15 protein-coding genes are annotated in these 18,083 nt (G+C 62.4%); 7 read left to right on the forward strand and 8 right to left on the reverse strand.

The genetic code is table 11. The features are described 5' to 3' along the window. Positions 1-16 precede the first annotated feature (16 nt). From ACW4TB_RS16350 to ACW4TB_RS16360, 3 genes are read left to right on the forward strand one after another with little or no spacing between them, the layout of a single operon-like run. The gene (locus ACW4TB_RS16350; RefSeq protein WP_455843020.1) at positions 17-2,065 is read left to right on the forward strand and encodes a fimbria/pilus outer membrane usher protein; all 2,049 of its coding nucleotides are present in this window, start codon (positions 17-19) and stop codon (positions 2,063-2,065) included. Next, a complete protein-coding gene (locus ACW4TB_RS16355) occupies positions 2,035-2,361 on the forward strand; it encodes a FimD/PapC C-terminal domain-containing protein (protein WP_455843021.1) in 327 nt (108 codons plus the stop codon). The genes ACW4TB_RS16350 and ACW4TB_RS16355 overlap by 31 nt, the downstream gene beginning before the upstream one ends. Beyond that, the gene (locus ACW4TB_RS16360) at positions 2,358-3,329 is read left to right on the forward strand and encodes a Csu type fimbrial protein (protein ID WP_012313704.1); all 972 of its coding nucleotides are present in this window, start codon (positions 2,358-2,360) and stop codon (positions 3,327-3,329) included. Before ACW4TB_RS16355 ends, ACW4TB_RS16360 begins: the two co-directional genes overlap by 4 nt. Positions 3,330-3,388: 59 nt before the next feature. Here the strand turns inward: ACW4TB_RS16360 and ACW4TB_RS16365 are convergent, their stop codons facing one another. Further along, positions 3,389-4,537, reverse strand: coding sequence for a M14 family metallopeptidase (locus ACW4TB_RS16365; protein ID WP_279928442.1), 1,149 nt, complete (start codon positions 4,535-4,537; stop codon positions 3,389-3,391). A 328-nt stretch (positions 4,538-4,865) separates the two neighbouring features. Here ACW4TB_RS16365 and ACW4TB_RS16370 point away from each other — a divergent pair, with 328 nt between their 5' ends. Then, positions 4,866-6,041 (forward strand): MFS transporter, encoded by a 1,176-nt coding sequence (locus tag ACW4TB_RS16370; RefSeq protein WP_012313706.1) that lies wholly within the window; start codon positions 4,866-4,868, stop codon positions 6,039-6,041. A 43-nt stretch (positions 6,042-6,084) separates the two neighbouring features. Here ACW4TB_RS16370 and ACW4TB_RS16375 read toward each other — a convergent pair whose 3' ends face one another. Together ACW4TB_RS16375 and ACW4TB_RS16380 are read right to left on the reverse strand one after the other, a co-directional pair. Next, positions 6,085-6,600: a DUF4880 domain-containing protein gene (locus ACW4TB_RS16375; RefSeq protein ID WP_279928446.1), complete on the reverse strand. Its 516-nt coding sequence runs from the start codon at positions 6,598-6,600 to the stop codon at positions 6,085-6,087. A 435-nt stretch (positions 6,601-7,035) separates the two neighbouring features. Further along, positions 7,036-7,347, reverse strand: a complete 312-nt coding sequence (locus tag ACW4TB_RS16380) for a DUF6124 family protein (protein WP_012313708.1) — start codon at positions 7,345-7,347, stop codon at positions 7,036-7,038. 130 nt (positions 7,348-7,477) lie between these two features. Between ACW4TB_RS16380 and ACW4TB_RS16385 the strand changes: the two genes are divergently transcribed. Beyond that, complete coding sequence (locus ACW4TB_RS16385; protein WP_455843022.1) at positions 7,478-8,143, forward strand: S24 family peptidase; 666 nt, start codon at positions 7,478-7,480, stop codon at positions 8,141-8,143. Between the two features lie 39 nt (positions 8,144-8,182). Here the strand turns inward: ACW4TB_RS16385 and ACW4TB_RS16390 are convergent, their stop codons facing one another. From ACW4TB_RS16390 to ACW4TB_RS16405, 4 genes are read right to left on the reverse strand one after another with little or no spacing between them, the layout of a single operon-like run. Then, positions 8,183-10,135 (reverse strand): acetyl/propionyl/methylcrotonyl-CoA carboxylase subunit alpha, encoded by a 1,953-nt coding sequence (locus tag ACW4TB_RS16390; RefSeq protein ID WP_279928449.1) that lies wholly within the window; start codon positions 10,133-10,135, stop codon positions 8,183-8,185. Next, the gene (locus ACW4TB_RS16395) at positions 10,132-10,947 is read right to left on the reverse strand and encodes a gamma-carboxygeranoyl-CoA hydratase (RefSeq protein WP_012313711.1); all 816 of its coding nucleotides are present in this window, start codon (positions 10,945-10,947) and stop codon (positions 10,132-10,134) included. The genes ACW4TB_RS16390 and ACW4TB_RS16395 overlap by 4 nt, the downstream gene beginning before the upstream one ends. 3 nt (positions 10,948-10,950) lie before the next feature. Continuing rightward, the gene (locus ACW4TB_RS16400) at positions 10,951-12,558 is read right to left on the reverse strand and encodes a carboxyl transferase domain-containing protein (RefSeq protein WP_254467462.1); all 1,608 of its coding nucleotides are present in this window, start codon (positions 12,556-12,558) and stop codon (positions 10,951-10,953) included. Positions 12,559-12,577: 19 nt separating this feature from the next. Further along, positions 12,578-13,741 carry an isovaleryl-CoA dehydrogenase gene (locus ACW4TB_RS16405; protein ID WP_254467463.1) on the reverse strand — a complete coding sequence of 388 codons (1,164 nt, stop codon included), beginning with the start codon at positions 13,739-13,741 and terminating at the stop codon, positions 12,578-12,580. A gap of 216 nt (positions 13,742-13,957) precedes the next feature. Between ACW4TB_RS16405 and ACW4TB_RS16410 the strand changes: the two genes are divergently transcribed. Then, positions 13,958-15,640 carry an AMP-binding protein gene (locus tag ACW4TB_RS16410; RefSeq protein WP_254467464.1) on the forward strand — a complete coding sequence of 561 codons (1,683 nt, stop codon included), beginning with the start codon at positions 13,958-13,960 and terminating at the stop codon, positions 15,638-15,640. 83 nt (positions 15,641-15,723) lie between these two features. On the opposite strand, the gene ACW4TB_RS16415 is transcribed toward ACW4TB_RS16410, so the two are convergent. After that, positions 15,724-15,885 carry a hypothetical protein gene (locus ACW4TB_RS16415; RefSeq protein WP_012313715.1) on the reverse strand — a complete coding sequence of 54 codons (162 nt, stop codon included), beginning with the start codon at positions 15,883-15,885 and terminating at the stop codon, positions 15,724-15,726. A 139-nt stretch (positions 15,886-16,024) separates the two neighbouring features. Here ACW4TB_RS16415 and ACW4TB_RS16420 point away from each other — a divergent pair, with 139 nt between their 5' ends. Beyond that, on the forward strand, positions 16,025-18,043 hold the full coding sequence (locus ACW4TB_RS16420; protein ID WP_279928456.1) for an alpha-1,4-glucan--maltose-1-phosphate maltosyltransferase: 2,019 nt from the start codon (positions 16,025-16,027) through the stop codon (positions 18,041-18,043). Positions 18,044-18,083: the final 40 nt, after the last annotated feature.

Consider the following 18,083-nt stretch of genomic DNA (forward strand, 5'->3'; position numbering starts at 1 on the left):
TGGTCGGAATGCGTGTGTGAAATGGCTGTCGCGTGCGACGCGCCGCTGGTGCCTGGGGCTGGCGGTTATCGGCCCCGGCCTGGCGGTGGCCGACGAGCTGCCGCCGCCGCCCACCGAGGCCGCCGCCATTGCCGACGCCACACTGTATCTGGACCTGCTGGTGAACCAGGTGCCCAGGGCTGAGCTGGTACCGGTGCAGCAGCGTGCCGGGGGGCTGTTCCTCGACAGCCAGGTGCTACGCGCTGCCGGCATCGCCCTGCCGGGCAATCCGCAAGGCGAGGTGGCCCTGGATGCCGTAGCGGGCCTGCACTGCGATTACGACAGCCAGAACCAGCGCCTGTTGCTGCAAGTCCCACCGGCCTGGCTCCCGGACCAGCAAGTCGGCAACCGTAACCTGTACCCGGCCAGCGATGCACGCAGCAGTTTCGGTGCGTTGTTCAACTATGACCTGTACCTCAACGACACCGACGAGGGTGGCACTTACCTGGCTGCGTGGAATGAGCTACGCCTGTTCGACAGTTGGGGCACCTTTGCCACCACCGGTCAGTGGCGGCAGTCGTTCAACGGCGCCGCGGCCGACGACAGCCGCCAGGGTTTCCTGCGCTACGACACTACTTGGCGCTTCACCGACGAGCAGCGCCTGCTGACTTACGAAGCGGGCGACTTCGTCACCGGGGCGTTGCCCTGGACCAGTTCGGTACGGGTGGGCGGCCTGCAGTTGTCGCGTGACTTTGCTGTCCGCCCTGACCTGGTCACTTATCCGTTGCCTGCCTTCGCGGGAGAGGCGGCGGTGCCGACCTCACTGGATCTGTTCATCAACGGCTACAAGTCCAGCACCGCCGAGTTGCAGCCAGGCCCCTACACCCTGACCAACGTGCCGTTCATCAACGGTGCCGGCGAGGCCGTGGTGGTTACCACCGATGCACTTGGGCGCCAGGTGTCCACCACGTTGCCGTTCTACGTCACCAGCAGCCTGCTGCAAAAAGGCCTTTCGGATTTCTCGATGGCCGCCGGCAGCCTGCGCCGAGACTATGCAGTGCGCGACTTCAGCTACGGGCCCGGCGTCGCCTCGGCCAGCCTGCGTCATGGCGTCAGCGATTTCTTCACCCTCGAAAGCCATGTCGAAACCGCAGAATCGTTGCTGCTTGGGGGTTTGGGTGCGAATGTGCGCCTGGGCACTTTCGGTGTACTGAACGCTGCCATGGCGCAGAGCCAGTTCGACAGTGAAAAGGGCCACCAGGTTGCCCTCGGCTATCAGTACAACAGCCAGCGCCTCGGTTTCAGCTATCAGCGCTTGCATCGCCATGGTCATTACGCCGACCTGAGCCGGGTCGACAGCCCGGACATGCAATTGAGCCAGCGTAGCGAGCAGGTCACCCTGAGCCTGAACCTCGACCGCTTCGGCAGCCTCGGCGCGGGCTACTTCGATGTGCGCGCCGGTGACGGCTCGCGCACCCGGCTGATCAACCTGAGCTGGAGCAAACCGCTGTGGGGCAACAGCAGTGTCTACCTGTCGGCCAACCGTGAGGTCGGCGACAGCCAGTGGGCGGTGCAGGCACAGTGGGTGATCCCGATCGACTTCAGCGGTACCCTTGCCGTGAGCATGGAACGCAGCAAGGAAGGCGAGGACCTGCAGCGGGTCAACTACAGCCGTGCGGTACCGGTGGGCGGCGGTGTTGGCTACAACCTTGGCTACGCCACCGCAGGTGATCGCGATGCCTACCGCCAGGCCGACGCCACCTGGCGCCTGCAGTCGGTGCAATTGCAGGCCGGCGTGTACGGCAGCAGCGGCGAAATGACCCGCTGGGCCGATGCCAGCGGCTCGCTGGTGTGGATGGACGCCGGGTTGTTCGCTGCCAACCGTATCGACGATGCCTTTGTGGTGGTTAGCACCGGCGGCTATGCCGATGTGCCCGTGCGTTACGAAAATCAGGAGATCGGCCGTACCGACCGCAACGGCCATTTGCTGGTGCCGTACAGCAGCGGCTACTACCGCGGCAAGTACGAGATCGACCCCATGGACCTGCCGCCGATGTGCTGGCGGCGCAGGTGGAGCAGCGGGTAGCGGTGCGCCGTGGCAGCGGCTACTTGCTGGAGTTCCCGCTCAAGCGCGTGCTGGCGGCGAGCATTGAGCTGGTCGATGGCAAGCAGCAGCCGCTCAAGCTGGGCAGTACGGTCAGCCACCGTGAAAGTGGCAGCCAGGCGGTGGTGGGCTGGGACGGGCTGGTGTATCTGGAAAACCTCTCAGCGCACAACCACCTGCAGGTCGTGCTGGAGGGAGGAGGGCAGTGCCAGGTCGAGTTCGACTTGCCGCAGGCAGAAGGCTCCATCCCGTTGATCGGCCCGTTGGTGTGCCGATGAGGAGCGTATTGCGCGGCCTGTTGATCGCAATGCTATGGCTGCCGGTGGGTTCGGCTTGGGCGTTATGCTCGTCCGTCGCGACCGCGCCAGCGGCGTTCGGTACCGTCAACTCAACGCTGGTGCGCACTGGCATCCAGAGTGCCTCCACCACCAATGCGGGTTTGCAGTGCACCGGTTCGTTGTTGTCCCTGCTGGTGAGCAGTGACCACTTCTACCTCACCATCACCTCAGCTACCAGCGGGCTGGTGGGGCCGAGCGGGGATGTCATCCCTTATACGATCTATGCCAATAATACGACCAGCTACCCCATCACTCGCGGCGCGCAGTTCGATTTCGCCCGCAATGGCCTGATCGACGCCCTGGGCCTGCTCAATGGCAATTCCCCGAAGTCTGTGCCGCTGTATTTGAAAACTTCGGTTGGCGCCAACGTGGCCGCCGGCGTCTATACCGAGACGCTGAACCTTGCCTGGGTCTGGAACTATTGCTCGGGCATTGGCCTGGGCAATCTGTGCCTGGGGCGCGACACAGGCGCGGGGAACCAGACCCTCACGGTGACCCTGACGGTAAGTAATGATTGCCAGATCACAACGCCCACCATCAGCTTTGGCAGCGCACCGGTAGTGGCGGGGTTCGGCACGGTGAACCAGAGCGTGAACCTGTCCTGCACCAAGGGCAGCAGCTACACGGTCGGGCTGGATGACGGGCAGAACGCATCTGGCGGGCGTCGGAGGATGAAGTCTGCTGCCAACAACTACCTGGCCTACGACATCTTCAAGAGCGCGGGCGCGGTACGTTGGGGAGCAGTGGGCAGCGCGCGGCGTTCCAGCAGCGATGCCAATATCAACCCCGGGGCTGGGACTGGCACCGGTAGCCAGGTGTTCAACTACAACGCCAAGGTCTATACCGACCAGGCGACACCGCCGGCGGCGACCTATACCGACAATGTGATACTCGATGTGCAGTTTTGACCGGGTATGCCTGTGCCGGCCTCTTCGCGGGCTTGCCCCGCGAAAAAGGCCGGCACTGATCAGCGCAAATCGTCAGCAATCTTCAGCAAGGTCTCCAGCACCGCCCCTGCCAATGCCTTGGACCGCTCTCCCGACCAGCCGGTAAACGGGTTGGGTGCATCGTCATGGTCCTTGAATGGCATCTCCAGGGTCAGCGACAGGCAGTCGTACGCCATGCCCACCGCATTGCACGCCAGCGTCGTATTGGCCTGCCCCGGCTCATCGCGGGTGTAGCCGTACTTGGTCTGGAAGTCAGGCGTAACGCTGCACAAGGTGCTACGGAACTGCTCCTCAAGCTTGGCCAGGCGTGGCGTGTACCCCGGGTTACCCTCACACGCTGCGGTGAACACGTGCGGGATTTCTTCATCCCCATGCACATCGATGAACGCATCCACCCCGTACTGCTTCATCTGCGCCTGGGCAAAGAACACCTCCGGGCTCGCCTCGAGGTTGGCGTCCTGCCAGGCCCGGTTGAGGTCCTGGCCTTTGAAGTTGGTGCGCAGGTGGCCGAGGAAGGCGCCATCCGGGTTCATGTTTGGGATCAGGTACAGGTCAGCCTTGGCCAGCAGTTGCTGGACGACTGCGTCATTGGCTTGAAGACGGTCGATTACCCCCTCCATGAACCACTCGGCCATGTGCTCGCCCGGGTGCTGCTGGGCGATCAGCCAGAGCTTGCGCTTGCCGGTGGCTCCGTTGCCTGCGCGCAACAGCGGGATGTCGCGGCCCTGCACGCTGCGGCCATGGGCCAGCAGTTCGACACCGGGAATCTGCTGGGCACGCTCGATCAACTGGTTGTGGCGCGCACGCGGGTAGGGCTCGAAGTAGGCGAACCAGATCTGCTCCTGCTCGGCTTTCACTTCAAAGGCCAGTGCCTTGCCATCGAACTGGCTGGGCACACGGAACCAGGTTTGCTGGTCGTACGACGCCACGGCGTTGTAGCCGGCCCAGGCGCTCTTGTAGGAAGACTCGCTGGCGTTGTCCAGGCTGAAGCGATGGACCTGACCGGGCGTGAGGCCGCTGACCTTGAAGTGGAACCACTGGAAGTGGCCGCTGTGGGTGTCCGGGCGAATGGCCAGGTGGACCTGGGCAGGGTTACTGGCATCCAGGACCTGGATGTTGCCGGAATCGAAAGCGCAGTCGATCTGCAGAGGGGACAGCGTCACGGTCATTGGCGTGGCTCCTTGGGCTTTGTTGTGGGGGGTACTGTACACCCCTCACGGGGGAGGCTGTGTACAAAAACCGGCACCCTCAATGATTTCCTATTGTTGAGAAGTTGATTGCAGGCTTGAGTACGCTGCTGATGGAACGGAGTGGAATGGGCTTGCCAGGACGGACTAGCACTACGTTGGGTTCAAAAGTCCTACACGTATTTGAGGTATTTCATTCAGTAATTCCTATTGTATGTCTTGCCTGTGTGGGTTCGTATATGCCTTGAAAAAGATGGTGGAACGGAAGGCGTGTTAGTCAGCGCCTGTTGTCAGTAACCGGAGTGATGGTGTGCCTGCTAAAACTACTTCCCTGTCGATTTTGCTCATTCTTATCAGCCTGCTGGGTGTATTCCCACTCGACGTCATTTTGCCTTCCGTTGCGCAGATGGCTGAATATTTTGCAGTCGATACAAAGCGCATTGCCTATTCGGTGAGTTTATTTGCGCTGGGTGTGGCTCTATCCCAAGCGGTGATCGGCCCGCTTTCCGATTGTGTGGGAAGAAAACGGTTGCTGATCGCTGGGCTCTTGATGGGCATTGCAGGGGCAATCGGCTGCATGCGCACCACCCACTATGAGACCTTCATGGTGTTTCGCCTGTTGCAGGCCATGGGCTGTGGCTGTTTCGTACTAAGCCAAGCGCTGGTGCAGGACAGTTACAGTGGCCAGCAGCGCAATGCAATGCGAATCCTTCTGACCAGTGCAAGCGGCGTCTTTATAGCGATGTCGCCGTTAGCAGGCAGCGTGCTTCAGCAATATTGGGGGTGGAAGGGGAGTTTTCAGGCGTTTGTCATGCTGGCAGTATTGGTACTCTTACTTTGTTTAATGTTATTGAATGAAAGTGGAGGCTCCCGCTATCGGGGAGGTTTTTTGCATGGCTATTGCCAGATTCTGAAAGATAGAAAGTTTCTTGTGTATTCGCTATTTTCCTGTTTGGCATTTTCTTGTCATTTTTCATTTGTTGTTGTGTCCCCCTTGTTGCTCATGGGCCCGCTAGGGTTGACGGAGTTCGCCTTCTCCATGGTGTTCCTCTTCTACGGATTGGCTTACATGGTCGGCGGTGTCATTGCCAATTCGCTGAATCGGAGTCTGAGTACACAGGTGCAGATTGGTTGTGGATTTGCACTGATAGGAACCGCTGGCGTAGCCCTGCATCTTGCCATTTCAAGCGGTGAACTGGTGCTCATCAATCTGGTGTTGCCATTAACGTTATGCACAATCGGCACGACGATCGTCCGCCCGGCTGCAACCACATACGCACTCAGTCGGTATCCCGATCGCGCAGGGGCTGCTGCCTCGGTCAGCAACACTCTACTCTTTGCGTGTGGTGGGTGCGTTAGCCTGCTGGTGGCGTCCTCAGGCGAGGAGAGTTTGGCAATGGGCCTGGCAGCGATTTTTATAGCCTCTTGCCTGTCAGGCTGGTTGCTCCTTGCCTACGTGTCCAGGCCATTCGGACATCGGGCTTGATTTGGCAGAAATACCGGCTTTGCGTCCTGCCGACCCAGGCGGCTTACGCCCAGTAGCCAAACAGCACCAGCACCGCCACGCCTAGCCCTACCGCAATCGAACACCCACCCAACGAAATCGCCGCTCGCCCTTGCCGATACCAGCCATCGTGCCCCAGCTCCCTCGCTGGGGCGAGCAGGCTGCGCCAGCGCAGTTCGGTGTCATGGAAGGCTTGCAGGTGCGCTGCATCGGCGTCCAGCCAGCGCCGAAAATCAATGCGCTCGCAGGCGGTGGCCTCAGGGCTCTGCAGCCGTACATACCATTGGCTGGCAACGCTGGCCACAGCATCACCTTGCGGGCGGGCCGTTTGCAGGGCCTGGTTCATGTGCCGTTCGATGCTCAGCAAGGGCAAGTCGAGGCGCCTGGCGATGCCGGCGAAGTCCAGCTGGTCCAAGCGGTTGAGCAGGAACACTTGCTGAACGCGGCGTGGCAAGCGCTTGAGCCCGTGCAGCAGGGCATCCTCGGCGTCGTGGCCGGTTGCGGGCGTTGGGTGCTCAAAAGGCAGCAGCAGGCGGCTCATGGTCAGCTCCTTGCTCAAGAGTGGGGGTGGGGGCATCTTCCGTGATGCGAAACCAGATTAGTAGAAACGAGATTGATTCTCAAGTGCTGATTCCGCAAAGTTTTGTAATGAGCGTTCACGCCCTGAAACACTTTTGCTATCATCGCGGCCATCAACGATCTTCATTAGCCTGAAGAGCCAAAAAAAAGACCCGGCAAAAAGCCGGGTCAAAAACCGTGATTAGCCTGATGAGGAGATAATCTGAGAGCGACCTAAGCTCCAGGTTATCCAGCAGATCTCGCGATCAGCTGAGTGCAATAATAATCGTTATCATTTGGCAGTCAAATGATTTTTCACGTGTTCGCTGAAAAATATTGACCGAAGCACTTCCTGGGTCCCGGCAATCGGGGCCTTTGCCGTACCTGGCCACCACGTCTCTCCCTTTTTCGAACCTGTCTACCGACCGCCCTGTAGGGTGCGCTTGTGCTCCAAGAGCGCCCTGGCCATGTCCATCATGTGCATCAGTGCAAAGGTCAGCTCGCGGTGGCTGCCTTCCTGATGGGTGGCGGTTTCGTGTGCGGTGGCGGCGGCGCAGCGCAGCAGCGCGATGGCGTGCTCCTGGGCCTGGTCTGCGGTGACGCCTTCGTGGAGTGTCCAGATCTTGTTGTCGATGCTGGGGCGCGGCGGGTTGGGGTTGAGGTAGTAGTCGAGGGCGCGGCGGGCTGCTTCGCTGTCGAGTTCTGTTTCGTCGTTTTTCGGTGGTTTCATCCTGATACCTGCGCATGCCAAGAGGGAAAAGGTCCGGACTGATATTAATACCTAAAGTATTTTTGTGCTTTCTGAGAAATAATACTGAATGTTTATTGAGCGCCAGAAGGCAGTCCGTATCGTGCCAGCGATGAATATGGATAAATGGATTGCCCTCGTCCGTGACCGGATGGAGGAGCTCGATATCTCCCAAGAACAGCTCGCCGAACGCGTTGGGGTTTCCCAGGGCAGCGTGGGGCATTGGGTGAACAAGCGGCGCCAGCCCAAGGTCGAGTCGATGAACCGCGTCTTCGTCGAGCTGGGCATGCCCCACTACCACGTCAGCATGCAACTGCGGGTACTGGGCCAGGTGGGTGAAGACAGTGGCCGCTATGTGCTGGATGAAGAGGATGACGATGTAGACCTGATGCAATACATCGTGTGTTTTCGTTACCCCGTGCGTGGCTGGGATGCGTTGGCTGACTCAGCGCACGAGCAGGGCACGGTGTTCGAGCAGACCGAGTACCTGGCCCAAGGTAAAGCGTTCTGGTTGACCGTAGAGAACGATGCCATGAGTACTGCCAGTGGCCGTAGCGTGCCCCAGGGTATGCGCATTCTGGTGGACCCGGGGTTGGAGGCTGAGCCTGGGAGGTTGGTAATTGCGCGCCAACCTGGCAAATCGGCGATTCTCCGCGAGCTGGCCGAAGAGGGTGGGCAGCGGTATCTGAAGGCGCTGAACAGCAGCTACCCGGCGTTGGTGTGTGAGGACGGGTGTGAGTTTCTCGGGGTGGTTGTGCGGGTGCACGGCACCTTCTAGATTGCCGGCGATTGGGCCGCAAAGCGGCCCGTGTTTACATCACTCCACCAGTTCGACCAGCACCGTCCCTTCGCTGACCATATCCCCTTCCTGGCAAAACAACGCCTTTACCGTCCCACCATGCGGAGCGCGAATGCTGTGTTCCATCTTCATGGCTTCCAGCACCACCAGCGCCGTACCGGCTTCCACCACCTGGCCCGGCTCCACCAGCACCCGCACGATGCTGCCATTCATGGGCGCGCCCAGTCCGCCCTGATGGCTGTGGCTGGCTTCGGCCTCGGCGATCGGGTCGAAGGCCTCAATGGCATGCATTTCACCATCCCAGCGCAGATACAGCGTGCCACCGCGGCGCACCGCCAGATAACGCCTGCGCACGCCGCCTTCATCGTGGCCTAGCTGTTCGCCGTCCAGTTGCCAGGCCGAGACAACACTTTGCTCAAGCGCAATCGCCTGGCACTCTCCGCCACTGCGCAGGTGCAGGCAGCTGTGTGCCGGCAGGCCAAGGCGTAAACCTGAGCGCTCAGCCCATGGCGAGCAGCTGTCGTCGTCACGCTGATGCGGCGCCTGGCCCTTCAGCCAGGCTTTACCTGCGGCTTGCCAGAAGCCTGCGGGCAATGGCTGTGGCGCCGGCAGAAGTACCTCCTGATGACGTGGAATAAAGCCTGTATCCAGCTCGGCCGCCGCGAATGCGGGGTGGGCGAGGATGCGGCGCAGGAAGGCAATGTTGGTCTTCAGCCCGCCGATGGCGAACTCGTCCAGCATCGCCAGCAAGCGCAGGCGTGCCTGTTCGCGGTTTTCGCCCCAGGCGATCAGCTTGCCCAGCATGGGGTCATAAAAGGATGAGATCTCGTCCCCCTCGCTTACCCCGCTATCCACCCGGCGACCTTCGCCTGGTGCAGACTCGCGGTACAGCGTCAGGGTGCCTGTGGCTGGCAGAAAGTCGTTGGCCGGATCTTCGGCATACAGGCGCACCTCGATGGCATGGCCGATCAGCGGCACCTGCGCCTGGGTAATCGGCAGCGGCTCGCCACAGGCGATGCGGATCTGCCAGGCCACCAGGTCGAGGCCGGTGATAGCTTCGGTAACCGGGTGCTCGACCTGCAGGCGGGTATTCATCTCCATGAAGAAGAACTCGCCACGGGCGTCGAGCAGAAACTCCACGGTGCCGGCACCGACATAACCGATGGCCTGGGCCGCGCGTACCGCCGCTTCGCCCATGGCCCGCCGCAATTCAGGGGAGAGCCCCGGTGCAGGCGCTTCCTCGACCACTTTCTGATGGCGGCGCTGGATAGAGCAGTCGCGCTCATTAAGGTACAGGCAGTTGCCGTGCTGATCGGCGAACACCTGGATCTCAACGTGGCGGGGTTTGAGCACGTATTTTTCCACCAGCATGCGCGCGTCGCCGAATGACGACTGCGCTTCACGCTGGGCCGAGGCGAGGGCTTCGGCCAGCTGGCTTTCTTCCTCCACCACTTTCATGCCCTTGCCGCCCCCCCCGGCGCTGGCCTTGAGCAGCACCGGGTAGCCGATGCGCTCGGCGGCGGCGCGGAAGGTTTCCAGGTCCTGGGCGTCGCCGTGATAACCCGGTACCAGCGGTACGCCGGCCGCTTCCATCAGCGCCTTGGCCGCCGATTTGCTACCCATGGCATCGATGGCGCTGGCCGGCGGGCCAAGGAAGATCAGCCCGGCGTCTTCAATGGCTCGGGCAAACCCTGCGTTTTCCGAAAGAAAGCCGTAGCCTGGGTGAATGGCCTGGGCGCCGCTGGCTTTGGCCGCAGCGAGCAGCTTGTCGATCACCAGGTAACTGTCAGCGGCCTTGCTGCCGCCCAGCTCGACACGGATATCCGCCTCGCGGCTGTGGCGGGCGTCGCGGTCGGTGGCGCTGTGCACGGCCACGGTGGTCAGGCCCATGGCCTTGGCGGTGCGCATCACCCGGCAGGCGATTTCCCCACGGTTGGCGACCAGCAGGGTGGTCAATGGCGGGCGGCTCATGGGCGCGGCTCCTTGTTGGGCTCGGTCTGCCAAGCGGGGCGACGTTTTTCCAGGAAGGCGCGCAGGCCCTCCTGACCTTCGGCGCTGACACGGATACGGGCAATGGCGTTTTCGCAGTAGCGGCGCAGGGCAGGGCTGAGTTCACCGTCATCGACCTCGCGCAGCAGGTCCTTGGTAGCGCGCAGTGCTTGCGGGCTGTTCTGCAAGAGGTTGTCTACCCAGGCCTGTACCTGCACTTCCAGCTCACTGGCCGGGTACACCTCTGCCAACAGCCCCAGTTCCCGGGCCCGTACGCCGCTGAAGCGTTCGGCGGTCAGGGCATAACGGCGCGCGGTACGCTCACCGATGGCCTTGACCACGAACGGGCTGATCACCGCCGGGGCCAGGCCGATGCGTACTTCGGACAGGCAAAGCTGCGCATCCTCGGCGCCGATGGCCATGTCGCAGCAACTGATCAACCCCAAGGCGCCGCCAAAGGCCGCGCCCTGCACCACGGCCAGGGTGGGTACCTTCAGGCGATGCAGGGCGTACATCAGTTCGCCCAGTTCACGGGCGTCATCCAGGTTGGTGTTGAAGTCCAGTTGTGCCGATTGCTGCATCCACGCCAGGTCTGCGCCAGCGCTGAAATGGCGGCCACGGCCGCGCAGCAGCATGAAGCGCAGGCTGGCGTCGTCGGCCAGTTGCCCGAGGGCGACGATCAGCTCGCGGATCATCTGTGCATTGAATGCGTTGTTCTTGTCCTCGCGGCTCAGCCACAGGGTGGCGAAGCCGCGCGGGTCACGGATCACTTCGAGGGTGCTGAAATCGCTCATGGGTCACATCCGGAAAATGCCGAAGCGGCTCTGTTCGATCGGTGCGTTCAGCGCGGCGGACAACGCCAGGCCAAGCACGTCACGGGTCTGCGCCGGGTCGATGACGCCGTCATCCCACAGCCGGGCGCTGGAGTAGTAGGGGTGACCCTGGTGTTCGTACTGGTCGAGAATCGGCTGCTTGAGCCTGGCCTCATCCTCGGCGCTGAAGGCCTGGCCGCTGCGTTCACTCTGCTCGCGCTTGACCTGGGCCAACACTCCGGCGGCCTGTTCGGCCCCCATCACGCCAATCCGCGCGTTGGGCCACATCCACAGGAAGCGCGGATCGTAGGCGCGGCCACACATGCCGTAGTTGCCAGCGCCAAAGCTGCCACCGATGATCACCGTGAACTTCGGCACCTGGGCGCAGGCCACGGCGGTGACCAGCTTGGCGCCGTGCTTGGCGATGCCGCCTTCTTCGTATTTCTTGCCGACCATGAAGCCGGTGATGTTCTGCAGGAACAGCAGCGGGATGCCGCGTTGGCAGGCCAGTTCGATAAAGTGCGCGCCTTTTTGCGCGGCTTCGGCGAACAGGATGCCGTTGTTGGCCAGTATCGCCACCGGGTAGCCGTGCAGGCGGGCAAAGCCGCACACCAGCGTGGTGCCGAACAGTGCCTTGAATTCATCGAAAACCGACCCGTCGACCAGACGCGCAATCACCTCACGCACATCGAACGGTTGCTTGGCGTCAGCCGGCACCACGCCGTACAGCTCTTGGGCGGGATACAGCGGCGCAACCGGCGCCTGGCGTTGCAGCTTGCCGAGCTTGTGCCAGTTGAGGTTGGCCACGCTGCGCCGGGCCAGGGCCAGGGCGTGTTCATCATTGTCGGCATAGTGGTCAGCCACGCCGCTGGTGCGGCAATGCACATCGGCACCGCCGAGGTCTTCGGCGCTCACCACCTCACCCGTCGCGGCTTTCACCAGTGGCGGGCCCGCCAGGAAGATGGTCGCCTGCTGGCGGACCATGATCGCTTCGTCGGCCATGGCCGGCACATAGGCGCCGCCTGCGGTGCACGAGCCCATGACCACGGCGATCTGCGGGATGCCCAGCGCGCTCATGTTGGCCTGGTTGAAGAAGATCCGCCCGAAGTGCTCGCGGTCCGGGAACACTTCATCCTGGCGCGGCAGGTTGGCGCCGCCCGAGTCCACCAGGTAGATGCACGGCAGGCGGTTCTGCTGGGCGATGGTTTGCGCACGCAGGTGCTTTTTGACCGTCAGCGGGTAGTACGAACCGCCTTTTACGGTGGCGTCGTTGGCCACGATCATGCATTCCACGCCTTCGACACGGCCGATGCCCGCGATGACGCCGGCAGCAGGCACGTCTTCGCCGTACACCTCATGGGCGGCCAGCTGGCCGATTTCGAGGAACGGCGAGCCCGGGTCCAGCAGGCGATCGATACGCTCGCGCGGCAGCAGTTTGCCCCTGGAGGTGTGCCGCTCCTGGGCCTTGGGCCCGCCGCCTTGGGCGATGTGGGCGAGCAGGCCGCGCAGGGCCTGGACCTGTTCGAGCATGGCCGCGCTGTTGCCGGCGAATTCCGCCGAACGCGGGTTGATCTGGGTGTGCAAGGTAGCCATGTGCGCCCGTCCCTTGTGCTCAGCGGGTTTCGTTGAACAGTTCGCGGCCGATCAGCATCCGGCGGATTTCGCTGGTGCCGGCGCCGATCTCGTACAGCTTGGCATCACGCAGCAAGCGGCCCGCCGGGAATTCATTGATGTAGCCGTTGCCGCCGAGGATCTGGATCGCTTCCAGGGCCATCTGCGTGGCGCGCTCCGCGGTGTACAGGATCACCCCGGCGGCGTCCTTGCGTGTGGTCTCGCCACGGTCGCAGGCCTGGGCCACGGCGTACAGGTAGGCGCGGCTGGCGTTCAGTTGGGTGTACATGTCGGCGATCTTGCCCTGGATCAACTGGAACTCACCGATGCTCTGGCCGAACTGCTTGCGGTCGTGGATGTAGGGGACCACCAGGTCCATGCAGCTTTGCATGATGCCGGTGGGGCCACCGGAGAGCACCACGCGCTCGTAGTCCAGGCCGCTCATCAGTACGCGCACGCCGCCGTTGAGCTGGCCGAGGATGTTTTCTTCCGGTACTTCGACGTCATCGAAGAACAGTTCGCAGGTGTTGGAGCCGCGCATGCCCAGCTTGTCGAACTTGTTGCTGCGGCTGAAGCCTTGCCAGTCGCGCTCGACAATGAAGGCTGTGATGCCGTGCGCGCCCTTGTCCAGGTCGGTCTTGGCGTAAATCACGTAGGTGTTGGCATCCGGGCCGTTGGTGATCCAGGTCTTGCTGCCATTGAGCACGTAGTGGTCGCCGCGCTTTTCGGCGCGCAGTTTCATCGACACCACGTCGGAGCCAGCGTTTGGCTCGCTCATGGCGAGGGCGCCGATGTGTTCACCACTGATCAGCTTGGGCAGGTACTTGAGCTTCTGCTCGTGGGTGCCGTTGCGGTTGATCTGGTTGACGCACAGGTTGGAGTGGGCGCCGTACGAAAGCGCCACCGAGGCTGAGCCACGGCTGATTTCTTCCATCGACACCACGTGGGCCAGGTAGCCCAGGCCGGCGCCGCCGTATTCTTCCGGTACCGTGATGCCCAGCAGGCCCATGTCGCCAAACTTGCGCCACATGTCGGCAGGGAACAGGTTGTCGTGGTCGATCTGTGCGGCGCGTGGCGCCAGCTCTGCGGCGACGAAGGTGCGCACCTGGTCACGGAGCATGTCGATGGTTTCGCCCAGGGCGAAGTTCAGGGAGGGGTAATGCATGGGGCACCTTCTTGTTCTTGAAATTAGGAAACACCGTAGCTCATGAAGCGGTAGCCATTGGCGATGAGCGCTATGTCGTTTTCACCTTTACGTTAACGTAAACCTGCACCCCGTTAGTGTCAATCCGTTCATCACCTTTACGTAAACGTAAATCTGCGCCACAGTATTTGTCGCTTGCTTCAGTCGTGCCCAGAACAACCACAAGAAGGGACACCTATGAGTCAACCCAGTTACACCCGCGGTCGTCAGGACCAATCCTTGCTGACCCTGACCATCGGTCAGGCCTTCGATGCCACAGTGGCCCGTTACGCCGATGACGAGGCGTTGGTGGTGCGCCATCAGGGCCTGCGTTTCACCTGGCAGCAGTTGGCCGAACAGGTCGATGTCCATGCCCGGGCGTTGATGGCGCTGGGTGTCGACAGGGGGGACCGGATCGGCATCTGGTCACCCAACTGCGCCCAGTGGTGCATCCTGCAGCTGGCCAGCGCCAAGGTTGGTGCGATTCTGGTCAACATCAATCCGGCCTACCGGGTGGGCGAGTTGGAATATGTAGTGCGTCAGTCCGGCTGCCGTTGGCTGGTGTGCGCCGATGCCTTCAAGACCTCTGATTACCACGCCATGGTTCAGGAGCTGCTGCCGGAGCTGGCGGCAGTGGCGCCTGGTTATCTGGCAAGCGAACGCCTGCCCGAGCTGCGTGGGGTGATAAGCCTGGCCGGCAACCCGCCACCGGGCTTCCTGCCATGGCCTGCGCTGGCGGCGCGGGCAGCGCAGACGGCTGATGAGGCTTATCAGGCGCGCCAGCGCGGGCTGCAGTTCGACCAGCCGGTGAACATCCAGTACACCTCCGGCACCACCGGCGCACCCAAAGGGGCCACGCTCAGCCATTACAACATTCTCAACAACGGCTTCATGGTCGGGGAAAGTCTGGGCCTGACCAACACCGACCGTATGGTGATCCCGGTGCCGCTGTACCACTGCTTCGGCATGGTCATGGCCAACCTTGGTTGCATCACCCATGGCAGCACCATGATCTACCCCAGCGACGCCTTCGATGCCGAGCTCACTCTGCGTGCTGTTGCCGAGGAGCGCGCCAGCATCCTCTATGGCGTGCCTACCATGTTCATCGCCATGCTCGACCACCCGTCGCGCCAGCACTTGGACCTTTCGACCCTGCGCAGCGGCATCATGGCCGGTGCTACCTGCCCGATCGAGGTCATGCGCCGGGTCATCGACCAGCTGCACATGGCCCAAGTGCAAATTGCCTATGGCATGACGGAAACCAGCCCGGTGTCCCTGCAGACTGGCCCCGACGATGATCTGGAGCTACGGGTGACCACGGTTGGCCGCACCCAGCCCCATCTGGAGACCAAACTGGTGAATGCCGACGGCTGCATTGTGCCCAGGGGCGAGATCGGCGAATTGTGCACACGGGGTTACAGCGTGATGCTCGGTTACTGGGACAACCCGCAGGCCACGGCGGATGCCATCGATCCCGCAGGGTGGATGCACTCGGGCGACCTGGCAGTGATGGACGCAGATGGCCATGTGCGCATCGTCGGGCGCAACAAGGACATGATCATTCGCGGTGGCGAAAACATTTATCCGCGCGAGCTCGAGGAGTTCTTCTATACCCACCCTGCAGTGGCGGACGCCCAAGTGATCGGCATCCCGTGCGATAGGTATGGCGAGGAAGTGGTGGCCTGGATCAAGTTGCATCCCGGCCACAGCGCAACGGCTGAAGAGTTGCAGGGCTGGTGCAAGGCACGCATCGCGCACTACAAGGTGCCACGGCACTTCTGTTTCGTTGACGAGTTTCCCATGACGGTGACCGGCAAGGTGCAGAAGTTCAAGATGCGCGAAATCAGCGCGGCCACGCTTTCAGCAGTACCGGCTGGGTGATTCAGCTATGGTGCTGGCCGCGCCGGGTACCCGTGCACGGCCGGCACCACCGTTGCGGGTGCATCGGTTTCCCTCGTCTATTCTTAAGCCTTCACCGGTGGCTCCTGGCTCGGCGGGTCGCCCACCGTAGGCGGCTCGGTCGGCTTGATCGGCAGCTCGTCCGGATCTTCTTCCGGCACCGGCGGCGGCAGGCTCGGGTCGTCGATGTTCGGGTCGGGTGTCTCTGGTGGAATGGGAATGTTCATGGCCTGACCTCGCAGGGTGAATGAGAGGGTGGTGCAGGCTTTGATACGTGGCTGCGCCGTTTGCTCAATTTTTTTGAACCCCCTGCGTGGATGATGGCTCTGAACCCTTACCGCCAATGCCAACAGGGAGCCAGGACCGATGTCGCGCAACGAGCCCTTCGAAAGCGTACCGATGGCGAACGATCACCCCGACCAGGCCATCAGCCTGTCCCAGGCGCTGCTGGCGCCGCGCATCGTGATCGAGGATACCCAGCCCGCACTTGACGGTGGTGGTTTCGCCGTCAAGGCCATCAGCGGCCTGCCGGTTGCGGTTAGTAGCAAGGTGTACAGCGACGGCCACGATCGCCTGGCCGTGATGCTCAACTGGCGGCAGGCCGATAGTCGGCGATGGCACTGCGTGCCCATGCATTCGCCGGGCAATGATCTGTGGCTGGCCGCATTCACTCCCACCGAACTCGGCCCGCACCTTTTCAGCATCGAGGCCTGGATCGACCCGTTCGCCACCTATTGCCACGACCTCGAGAAGAAGTTCCATGCTGGCGTCGAGGTCAAGCTGGAGCTGGAGGAGGGCCGCTTGTTGCTTGGCAAAGGCGCAGAGCGCAGCGAGGGCGAGTTGCGCGAGCAGATCAAGGCGCTGCAGGCGCAGCTGCCCGCGCTGTCGCAGGCTGACCAGGTGGCGCTGTTACTGGGGGCACAGGCGTCGCGCCTGATGACCGAGGCCGAGCACCGCAGCTACCTCACCTGCAGCCGCGAGTTCCCGGTAGATGTCGACCGCCCGGCCGCGCAGTTCGCCAGCTGGTACGAGCTGTTTCCACGTTCGATCACCGACAGTCCAGAGCGCCACGGCACCTTCAACGACGTGCACGAGCGTTTGCCGATGATTCGCGACATGGGCTTTGACGTGCTGTATTTCCCGCCCATTCATCCGATCGGCAAGCAGCACCGCAAGGGCCGCAACAACGCCTTGCAGGCTGAGCCCAACGACCCGGGCAGCCCCTACGCCATCGGCAGCCCCGAAGGCGGGCATGATGCCATTCATCCGCAGCTGGGCACCCGGGAGGACTTTCGCCGCCTGGTGGCTGCCGCCGCCGAGCACGGGCTGGAGATCGCCCTGGACTTCGCCATCCAGTGCTCCCAGGACCACCCGTGGCTCAAGCAGCACCCCGGCTGGTTCAGCTGGCGCCCCGACGGCACCATCCGCTATGCCGAGAACCCGCCGAAGAAGTACCAGGACATCGTCAACGTCGACTTTTACGCCGCCGACGCCGTGCCGTCGCTGTGGCTGGCCCTGCGCGATGTGGTGGTGGGCTGGGTCGAGGAGGGGGTAAGAACCTTCCGCGTCGACAACCCGCACACCAAACCCCTGCCGTTCTGGCAATGGTTGATCGCCAATGTGCGCAGCCAGTACCCGGACGTGATCTTCCTCGCCGAGGCGTTCACCAAACCGGCGATGATGGCGCGCCTGGGCAAGGTGGGTTACGCCCAGAGCTACACCTATTTCACCTGGCGTAATACCAAACAGGAACTGCGCGAGTATTTCGAGCAGCTCAATCAGCCGCCCTGGAGCCTGTGCTACCGTCCCAACTTCTTCGTCAATACGCCGGACATCAACCCGTTCTTCCTGCACACCAGCGGCCGTGCGGGCTTTCTGATCCGCGCCGCGCTGGCGACCATGGGGTCGGGGCTGTGGGGCATGTACTCGGGCTTCGAACTGTGCGAAGGCACACCCCTGCCGGGCAAGGAAGAGTACCTGGACTCGGAGAAGTACGAGATCCGGCCGCGCGACTTCACCCAGCCCGGCAACATCATTGCCGAAATCGCCCAGCTCAACCGCATCCGCCGGCAGAACCGCGCCCTGCAGACGCACCTGGGGGTGGCGTTCTTCAACTGTTGGAACGACAACATCCTGTATTTCGCCAAGCGCACGCCTGAGCGCGACAACTACATCCTGATAGCGGTCAGCCTCGACCCGCACAACGCCCAGGAGGCCAGCTTCGAACTGCCGCTGTGGGAGCTGGGGCTGGACGATGACGCCGACACTCTGGGCGAAGACCTGATGAACGGCCATCGCTGGACCTGGCATGGCAAGACCCAATGGATGCGTATCGAACCATGGCATCAGCCATTTGGTATCTGGCGCATAGAAAAGGCCCGATAAGCCCCAGGGCGGCGCTGAACCCGCAATTGAAAGGAGTCGC

It is taken from the genome of Lelliottia jeotgali (assembly GCF_977070485.1).